Genomic DNA, 1,417 nt, shown 5'->3' with positions numbered 1-1,417 from the left:
ACCGTGTAGATCGCGCCGGTCGAGACGTCCTCCTCGAGGGCCTCGAGCGTGCGTCCCCGGGTCTCCGGGACCTGGGTGTAGACGAAGATCAGCGCCAGCACGCCGACTCCGGCGAAGAGGAAGAACGTGCCGGTGATGCCGACCGCGGCGACCAGGGAAGGGAAGTAGAGCGAGAGGACGCCGTTGGCGACCCACAGCGCGAAGATGGACACGCCGATCCCGAAGCCGCGCATGTGCAGGGGGAACACCTCGGAGAGATACACCCAGACCGCGACGTTGAGGAACGTCTGCATGGAGCCGACGAAGGCCACCACGAGGGCCAGGATCACCCAGGGCCGCAGCGGGTTGCCCTCCTCCAGCGTCATCGCGGCGATCCCGATCAGCAGGTGGCAGGTGGTGGTGAGGGTGAGGCCGATCATGAAGGTCTTGCGCCGGTCGAGCCGGTCCATCATGTACAGCGCGATGAAGCCGCCGACCACGGCGATCACGCCGGGGGCGATGTTGGCGATGAGGGCCGCGTTCGCACTGAAGCCCGACTCGATCAGCACGATCTGCCCGTAGTACATGATCGAGTTGATGCCGGTGAGCTGCTGGGCGATGCCGAGGCCGATGCCGACGAGCATGATGCGGACCAGGTGCTTGTTGGTCAGGATCGCACCCAGCCCGATCTGGTTCTCGGCGCGCTCCTCCTCGGTGATGTGCTCGACCTCGCCGAGCTCGGCGATCGCCCGGTCCTCGGAGCGCACCGTCTTGAGCACCTCGAGGGCCTCGGCGTGCCGGCCCTTCTCGACGAGCCAGCGCGGGGACTCCGGCATCCGGAGCATCCCGATGAACAGCGCCACGGCCGGCAGCGCGGAGATCGCGAACATGATCCGCCAGACCCCGGTGACGTCGCTGAAGACGTTGCCGATGATCGCGTTGATCACGAACGCCGAGAGCTGGCCGATCACGATGGCCACCTCGTTGCGTCCGGCGATCGAGCCGCGGATCTCGTAGGGGGCCAGCTCCGCGAGGAAGACGGGCACCACGCCCGAGGCGCCGCCCACGGCCAGGCCCAGGCAGATACGCCCCACCACGAGGATCTCGTAGCTCGGGGTGAAGACGACGATCATCGTGCCGACGAAGAACAGGACGGCCAGCAGGAGGATGGTCTTGCGGCGTCCCCAGGCGTCCGAGAGGCGGCCGCCGGACAGCGCGCCGACGGCGGCGGCGAAGACCAGCGAGCTGGTGACCACGCCCTCGGTGAACGGGGTGAGGCCGAGCTCCTCCGACATCGGGCGGAGCGCACCGTTGATCACCCCGGTGTCGTAGCCGAAGAGTAGGCCGCCGAAGCAGGCGACGACGGAGATGAGACCGAGGCGCTTGCGATGCGGCCCGGAGGTGAGGGGAGGCAGCGCAGCGGCTGCTTCCCGGGGTG

Annotated in this window: 1 protein-coding gene; it reads right to left on the bottom strand. The window is 68.2% G+C overall.

Features of this window, described 5'->3' with window-relative positions; genetic code table 11:
• On the bottom strand, window positions 1-1,394 hold a 1,394-nt coding region (locus RF647_RS18970; RefSeq protein ID WP_368813090.1), incomplete at its 3' end, for a sugar porter family MFS transporter.
• Window positions 1,395-1,417 lie beyond the last annotated feature (23 nt).

Origin of the sequence: Kocuria sp. CPCC 205263, assembly GCF_040981075.1 — a bacterium.
In the GTDB taxonomy this organism is placed as follows: Bacteria; Actinomycetota; Actinomycetes; order Actinomycetales; family Micrococcaceae; genus Kocuria; species Kocuria rosea.
Note: the sequence above shows the minus strand (reverse complement) of the source record. Positions and strands in the feature narration are given on the sequence as shown.